At 71.2% G+C, this 7,385-nt stretch carries 7 protein-coding genes; all 7 read left to right on the forward strand.

What is annotated here, in order from left to right:
- The first annotated feature begins 36 nt into the window (after positions 1-36).
- Positions 37-684, forward strand: a complete 648-nt coding sequence (locus tag VHK87_RS00005; RefSeq protein ID WP_329632847.1) for a flagellar assembly protein FliH — start codon at positions 37-39, stop codon at positions 682-684.
- 5 nt (positions 685-689) lie between these two features.
- Complete coding sequence (gene fliN / locus VHK87_RS00010; RefSeq protein ID WP_414694072.1) at positions 690-1,025, forward strand: flagellar motor switch protein FliN; 336 nt, start codon at positions 690-692, stop codon at positions 1,023-1,025.
- Between the two features lie 30 nt (positions 1,026-1,055).
- Positions 1,056-2,429: a sigma-54 dependent transcriptional regulator gene (locus VHK87_RS00015; protein WP_329632848.1), complete on the forward strand. Its 1,374-nt coding sequence runs from the start codon at positions 1,056-1,058 to the stop codon at positions 2,427-2,429.
- A gap of 26 nt (positions 2,430-2,455) precedes the next feature.
- Positions 2,456-3,316 carry a class A beta-lactamase gene (gene bla / locus VHK87_RS00020; protein WP_329632849.1) on the forward strand — a complete coding sequence of 287 codons (861 nt, stop codon included), beginning with the start codon at positions 2,456-2,458 and terminating at the stop codon, positions 3,314-3,316.
- 47 nt (positions 3,317-3,363) lie between these two features.
- Positions 3,364-5,406, forward strand: coding sequence for a flagellar biosynthesis protein FlhA (gene flhA, locus VHK87_RS00025; RefSeq protein WP_414694073.1), 2,043 nt, complete (start codon positions 3,364-3,366; stop codon positions 5,404-5,406).
- Between the two features lie 130 nt (positions 5,407-5,536).
- Complete coding sequence (locus VHK87_RS00030) at positions 5,537-5,932, forward strand: DUF4282 domain-containing protein (RefSeq protein WP_329632851.1); 396 nt, start codon at positions 5,537-5,539, stop codon at positions 5,930-5,932.
- A 128-nt stretch (positions 5,933-6,060) separates the two neighbouring features.
- Positions 6,061-6,945, forward strand: a complete 885-nt coding sequence (locus tag VHK87_RS00035; protein WP_329632852.1) for an aminoglycoside phosphotransferase family protein — start codon at positions 6,061-6,063, stop codon at positions 6,943-6,945.
- Positions 6,946-7,385 lie beyond the last annotated feature (440 nt).

The following is a 7,385-nucleotide window of genomic DNA, read 5'->3' on the forward strand; positions in this document are numbered from 1 at the left end:
GGCCGGCGCCGGCGGCGACGATGAGCTGATCTACTGATGACCGGATCGGCCCCCCGCAAGTTCGACTTCGACACGGTGTTCGACGACGCCGGCGGCGTCGCCTACGCCGCCCCGCGGCCCAAACGGCTGTTCCCGGCCGAGGAGGTGGAGGCGATCCGCGCCGCCGCCTACGCCGAGGGCGAGCGCGCGGCGCTGGCCAGCATGGCCGCCATGCAGGCCCAGGCGCTGGCGCAGGTCGCCCACGCCTGCCAGGCGGCGCTGCCCGGGCTGGCCGCCGTCGCCCACGAGCACCGGGAGGGCTCGGCCGAGCTCGCGCTGGCCTGCGCCCGGGCGATCGCCGACGCCGCCCTCGAGCGATTCCCGCAGGCGCCGGTGCAGGCCGCGCTGGAGACCCTGGCCCGCGAGATCGAAGCCGCGCCTCGGCTGGTGGTCACCGCCGCCCCCGAGCTGGTCGAGGCCCTGCAGGCCCCGCTCGCCGAGACCGCGCAGGCGATCGGCTACGGCGGCCAGGTGGTCGTGCGTCCCGGTCCCGCCCATGGGGGCGCCCAGTTCACCCTCGACTTCGGCGACGGCTCGGCGACCTTCGACCCCGTCGCCGCCGCCGCCCGCGTGGCTCAGGCCCTGAAGGCGGCGCTCGCCGCCGAGGGCCTGCACGCCGAACCCCTGATCCCCGGCCAAGGCTGATGTCCATGAGCGACGACCTGAAACTGGAAGACTTCGGGCCCGGCGACCAGCTGCCCGTCCCCATGCCCGAGGCGGAGGGCGAGAAGAACGCCACCGACTTGGCCCCCGTGTTCGACGTGCCGGTGTCCATCTCGGCGGTGCTGGGGCGGGCCTCGATGTCGGTGGCCCAGCTGCTGCAGCTGAACTCCGGCAGCGTGCTCGAGCTCGACCGCAAGGTCGGCGAGGCCATCGACATCTACGTCAACAACCGCCTCGTCGCCCGCGGCGAGGTGGTCATCGTCGACGACCGCCTGGGCGTGACCATGACCGAAATCATCAAGGACGGCGACGCCAGCGCGTGATCCGCGACGGCTGAGTAGGGAGACAAGAACATGCGGCTTCTGGTCGTCGGAAAACTGAACGGGCAACTCTCCGCCGCCGTGAAGATGGCGATGAGCGCGGGCGCCAAAGTCAGCCACGTGGAGACCATCCAGGCGGCGACCCACGCCCTGCGCGCCGGTCAGGGCGCGGACCTGTTGATGGTCGACTACGACCTCGACATCCGGGCGCTGATCGAGGCCAACGAGGCCGAGCGGATCCACGTGCCGGTGGTGGCCTGCGGCGTCGCCGCCGACCCTGACCGCGCCGCCGCCGCGATCCGCGCGGGCGCCAAGGAGTTCATCCCCCTTCCGCCTGAAGCCCAGCTGATCGCCGCCGTGCTGGCCGCCGTCTCCGACGACAACCGGCCGATGGTGGTGCGCGACGCGGCCATGCAGCAGGTCATCCAGTTGGCCGACCAGGTCGCCGCCTCCGACGCCTCGATCCTGATCACCGGCGAGAGCGGCGTCGGTAAGGAGGTCGTCGCCCGCTACGTGCACGCCAAGTCGCGCCGATCCTCGCGGCCGTTCATCTCGGTCAACTGCGCCGCCATCCCCGAGAACCTGCTCGAGAGTGAGCTGTTCGGCCACGAGAAGGGCGCCTTCACCGGCGCGCTCGCCCGCCGCATCGGCAAGTTCGAAGAGGCCAACGGCGGCACCCTGCTGCTGGACGAAATCAGCGAGATGGACGCGCGCCTGCAGGCCAAGCTGCTGCGCGCCATCCAGGAGCGGGAGATCGACCGGGTCGGCGGCGCCAAGCCGGTGAAGGTCGACATCCGCATCCTGGCCACCTCCAACCGCGACCTCGTGCAGGCGGTGAAGGACGGGACCTTCCGTGAGGACCTGCTCTACCGGCTCAACGTCGTGAACCTGCGCATCCCGCCGCTGCGCGAGCGGCCCGGCGACGTGGTGGCCTTGGCCGAGTTCTTCGCCAAGAAGTACGCCGCCGCCAACGGCGTGGCCGAAAAGCCGATCTCCGCCGAGGCCAAGCGGGGCCTCGCCGCCCACCGCTGGCCCGGCAACGTGCGCGAGCTGGAGAACGCCATCCACCGCGCTGTGCTGCTGTCGGTCGGCCCGGAGATCGAAGAGGCCGCCATCCGCCTGCCGGACGGCCAGCCGCTGGGCCCGGCCGACCCCGGCTCGCGCGCCGCCCAGGCCGCCTATCAGGCCGCGGAAAGCGCCAACCGCGGCTTCGTCGGCCAGACGGTGGCCGAGATGGAGCAGCAGCTGATCCTGGACACCCTCTCCCACTGCCTGGGCAACCGCACCCATGCGGCCACGATCCTGGGCATCTCCATCCGCACCCTGCGCAACAAGCTGAAGGAATATTCCGAAGCCGGCGTGGCGGTGCCCGCGCCCCAAGGTGGGCTCGGAAGCAACGCGGCGTGAGGCCAGAGACAGACTAGGCTGAACCCATGACGATTCGCCGCCGCACCGTCCTGACTGGCCTCGCCGCACTGGCCCCCTCCGCCGCCTTCGCGGCCGACAGCGGCCTCACCGCCCTTGAGCAGCGCTCCGGCGGCCGGCTGGGCGTCTTCGCCTACATCCCCGGCACGGACCGCGCCCTGGCCCACCGGGGGGACGAGCGGTTCGCCATGTGCTCGACCTTCAAGGCGATCCTCGCCGCCGCGGTCCTGGCCCGGGTCGACCGCGGCGAGGAGAAGCTGGACCGGCCGCTGGCGCTGACCAAGGCCGACATGCGCAGCCACGCGCCGGTCACTGAGAAGCACCTGGCGATGGGCTCGATCACCGTCGAGGAGGCCTGCCGAGCCGTCGTCGAGGTCTCCGACAATCCCGCCGCCAACCTGCTGCTGAAGACGATCGGCGGCCCGGCCGGCTTCACCGCCTACACCGCCAGCCTCGGCGACCGGGTCACCCGCCTCGACCGCTACGAGCTGGAGCTCAACACCGCCATCAAGGGCGACCCGCGGGACACCACCAGCCCGCGCGCCATGGCCCGGACACTGCAGCGGGTCGTGCTGGGCGACGCGCTGCCCGCCCCCTTCCGCGAGAAGCTCACCGGCTGGATGGTCGCCTCGCCCTCCGGCGTGCGCCGCCTGCGCAAGGACCTGCCGGCCGGCTGGCGCGCCGCCGACAAGACCGGCACGGGCATGAACGGCTCGACCAACGACATCGCCGTCTTCTGGCCCCCGGCCGGCCCGCCGATCGTCGTCACCTGCTACTTGACCGAGACCACCGCCTCCCTCGAGGCCCGCGAGGCTATCCACGCCGAGGTCGGCGCGCTGGTCGCCCGGACGCTGGGAGCCGCGGCCTGATGGCCGACGTCGGCGCCCTCCCCGGCCAGCGCCCCACCGCCCGCGGCATGTGGGCCTCGGTGGCGCGTGGCGAGGTGGCGCTGGCGCTCGGCGTGGTCGGGATCATCGTCCTCCTGATCATCCCGATCCCGGCCTTCCTGCTGGACGGGCTGCTGGCGCTCTCGATCACCAGCGCGGTGCTGATCCTGATGACCGCGCTGCTGATGAAGAAGCCGCTGGAGTTCACCGCCTTCCCGACGGTGCTGCTGGTCACCACGCTGTTCCGGCTGGGGCTGAACATCGCTTCGACCCGGCTGATCCTCAGCCACGGCCACGAGGGCGCTCACGGGGCCGGCAAGGTCATCGAGGCCTTCGGCAACCTGATGATGGGCGGCAGCTACGTCATCGGGGTGATCGTATTCGTCATCCTGGTGATCGTGAACTTCGTGGTGATCACCAAGGGCTCGGGCCGGATCGCCGAGGTCTCCGCCCGCTTCACCCTGGACTCCCTGCCTGGCAAGCAGATGGCTATCGACGCCGACCTCTCCGCCGGCCTGATCGACGAGGGCGAGGCCAAGAAGCGGCGCAAGGAGCTGGAGCAGGAGTCGACGTTCTTCGGGGCCATGGACGGCGCCAGCAAGTTCGTCCGCGGCGACGCCATCGCCGGCCTGATGATCGTCGCGATCAACGTGATCGGCGGCATCCTGATCGGCGTCCTTCAGCACGAGGTGCCGCTGGGCGTCGCGGCCTCCACCTACACCCTGATGACCATCGGCGACGGCCTGGTCAGCCAGATCCCGGCGCTGATCATCTCCATCGCCGCGGGCCTCCTGGTCTCCAAGGCGGGCGTCGAGGGCGCGGCGGACAAGGCGCTGGTCACCCAGTTGGCCATGAACCCGGTCTCGCTGGGCATGGTCTCGGCCTGCGCCGGGGTGGTCGCCCTGATCCCCGGCATGCCCATCATCCCCTTCGCCGCCGTCTCCGTGGCCTCGGGCGTACTCGCCTGGCGGCGGAGCCAGAAGGCGCTGGAGCCGCCGCCGCCTGAGCCCGTCGTCGACGCCTCCGCAGAGGAGCAGGACGAGCCGATCTCCAACTCCCTCGCCATCGACGAGATCAAGATCGAGCTGGGCTACGGCCTGCTGGCCCTGATCAACGATCTCGAGGGCCGCCGCCTCACCGACCAGATCAAGGCCCTGCGCCGCACGCTGGCGGCCGACTTCGGGTTCGTCATGCCGGCTGTGCGGATCCTCGACAACATGCGCCTGCCCTCCCAGGGCTATCTGATCCGCATCAAGGAGCTGGAGGCCGGCCAAGGCGAGGTGCGGCTCGGGGCGCTGATGGCCATGGACCCGCGCGGCGGCCAGGTGGAGCTGCCCGGCGAGCACGTGCGCGAGCCGGCCTTCGGCCTGCCGGCCACCTGGATCGACGATGCGCTGCGCGAGGAGGCGACCTTCCGCGGCTACACCATCGTCGACCCGGCCACCGTGCTGACCACCCACCTGACCGAGATCCTCAAGGACAACATGGCCGACCTGCTCTCCTACGCGGAGGTGCAGAAGCTGCTGAAAGAGCTGCCCGAGGCCCAGAAGAAGCTGGTCGAGGACCTGGTCCCCAGCATCGTCACCAGCACCACCCTGCAGCGGGTGCTGCAGGCCCTGCTGCGCGAGCGGGTGTCGATCCGCGACCTGCCGGCCATCCTGGAGGGCATCGGCGAGGCCGCCCCGCACACCAGCTCCATCACCACCCTGGTCGAGCAGGTGCGCACGCGCCTGGCCCGCCAGCTCTCCTTCGCTTACCGCGGCGACGACGGCGCCCTGCCGATCGTCACCCTCTCCCCGGACTGGGAGAACGCCTTCGCCGACGCCCTGGTGGGCCAGGGCGAGGACCGGCAGCTGGCGCTGGCCCCCTCGCGCCTGCAGGAGTTCGTCCGCGCCATCCGCGAGGCCTTCGAGCGCGCGGCCCTCTCCGGCGAGTCGCCGGTGCTGCTGGTCAGTCCGGGGATCCGGCCCTACGTCCGTTCTCTGATCGAGCGGTTCCGCGGCCAGACGCCGGTGATGAGCCAGAACGAGGTGCACCCCCGGGCCCGGCTCAAGACCGTGGGGACCATCTAGATGGCCCTCTGCAACACTCCACTACCAGCGCGCAGGCGCGGCGTTTGCGCCGTTGCGGCGCAGCGGATCGGCTGGTAGCGGTTCACACCACTGGACGGGGCGGTGATCGCGCCCGAGGCTCGGACCACGCATGCGTCTACCGACACAATCCACGGACCGCGGCCTTTCGGGCCGGCTGCTCTGGGACCTGCTCACCTTCGACAAGCTGATGACCAACTCGGTCGTCCACCTGATCTATTGGGCGGGCCTGGCGATCATCGTGCTGATGGGCTTCGGCATGGTCGGGGCGGCCGTGGGCGTCGCCCTGCGCGAAGCCACCGGCGGTAACTTCATGGGCGTGCTGCTGGCGATCCCGCTGCTGGTCGCGGGGCTGATCGTCCTGGGCGCCCTCGCGCTGCTGTGGCGCTCCTTCTGCGAGTTCTACGTGGCCATCTTCAAGATCAGCGAGGACCTGGCCGCCCTGCGCGAGCAGAGCACCGCGGACCAGGCCAAGGCGCGGGCGCTGAACCAGACGGTTCACCGCTAGGGCTTGCGGCGCCAAGCGCCGCCGCTACACTGAGTCCACCGGAGCGGCCGAAGTAGGTCCCGACGCCCGGCGCGTGACGCGCCGGCGAGAGTCGGTTGCTGTCAACAAGCTCCGAGACAATTTCCCCGATGAAAGTGAAGATCGACGCGGCCTTCGTGGGCCGCCTGGTGGCTGCGCAGTTTCCGCAGTGGGCCGACCTCGAGGTGCGCCCGGTGGCGTTCGGCGGCAACAACAACCGCAGCTTCCACCTCGGCCCGGACATGTCCGTGCGGCTGCCCAGGGCCTGGAGCTACGCGGCCCAGGTGGACAAGGAGCAGGCCTGGCTGCCCACGCTCGCACCGAAGCTGCCGCTGCCGATCCCTGAGCCGCTGGCCCTGGGCCAGCCGGCCGACGGCTACCCCTGGCGCTGGTCCATCTACCGCTGGATCGACGGCGAGACCGCCTCAGCCGAGCGCGTCCCCGACACGCCCGCCTTCGCCCGCGACCTGGCGGCCTTCCTCAAGACCTTGCAGGGCCTCGACACCGCCGGCGGCCCCGCGCCCGGACCGCACAACTTCCTGCGCGGCCTGTCGCCGGCCGTCTACGACGCCCAGACCCGCGAAGCCCTCGCCGACCTGGAGGGGGAGATCGACACCGCACTGGCCGAAGAGGTCTGGGAGGCGGCGTTGGGCTCGCAATGGGAGGGCCCGCCCGTCTGGTCCCACGGCGATGTCGCGGCGGGCAACCTGCTGGTGAAGGACGGGAAGCTCAGCGCGGTCATCGACTGGGGCATCATGAGCGTCGGCGACCCCGCCTGCGACCTCACCATCGCCTGGACGCTGTTCGACGCCGAAGCCCGCGCCGCCTTCCGCGACGCCCTGCCCCTGGATCCCGGAACCTGGGCCCGCGGCCGCGGCTGGGCCCTCTGGAAGGCCCTGATCCTGCTGGCGGGCCCTCCGGGCAACCACCCGGACGCGGCCAACGCGCCGAGGGTGCTCCAGGAAATCCTGGAGGATCACCGCGCCTCCGGGTGATCCTTTCCTTTCCCATTCATGGGAAAGGGGGACCGCCCGCCGAAGCCGGCGAAGGCCGGCGGAAGAGCGGGTGGTGGAAAGGGCAAGCCCAGGCGCGGCCCACGGGAACGCTCCAACCTGCAGTTCCCCCCGCTCGACGCAGGCGGCTCGCCCCCTCCCCGCCCCGTACTTCAGCCGGCTGGCGCCAGCTTCGGCGGTCGGTCCCCACTCCCCGGCTCCGCAGGGGAGGAAGGGGCTTCAAACCCATACCAGCCATCATGCCTGCGAGATCCGGTCTCTCAAGCACCGCCTCTGCGGGCCAATCGCTCCGCGGCGCGCAGCAGGCGCGTCCTTGACTGACCGAAGCCGGCAGGCTCGCATCAGCCATGGGATCGAAGGTCAATAGCGCGCGGGCGCGCCAGGAGCGGAGCCCAGGAGTGCCTCGGCTGATTGCGCTGGCG

It is taken from the genome of Phenylobacterium sp., from assembly GCF_036263695.1.
Lineage (GTDB): Bacteria > Pseudomonadota > Alphaproteobacteria > Caulobacterales > Caulobacteraceae > Phenylobacterium.